Genomic DNA, 231 nt, shown 5'->3' with positions numbered 1-231 from the left:
TCTTCGACGAATAACATTAGCTTGAGCTGATTTTTTCTGCCTCAACCACTTTGCGCTAAAATCGTTTTTCATTTCACCCGGTAAAACAATATCTTTTTACCCCTAATGAAGCCACTTCAATACCGTCTCTTCTCTTCGACGAATAACATTAGCTTGAGCTGATTTTTTCTGCCTCAACCACTTTGCGCTAAAATCGTTTTTCATTTCACCCGGTAAAACAATATCTTTTTA

Annotated in this window: 1 pseudogene; it reads right to left on the bottom strand. The window is 37.2% G+C overall.

From position 1 onward, the window contains the following. Window positions 1–124, bottom strand: a pseudogene (locus tag BHE89_RS27290) (slipin family protein); the annotation flags it as partial. Window positions 125–231: the final 107 nt, after the last annotated feature.

Source organism: Shigella sp. FC1967 (genome assembly GCF_001743005.1).
GTDB lineage: Bacteria > Pseudomonadota > Gammaproteobacteria > Enterobacterales > Enterobacteriaceae > Proteus.
The sequence above is the reverse complement of the archived record's forward strand: the minus strand, read 5'-3'. Positions and strand labels throughout refer to the sequence as shown.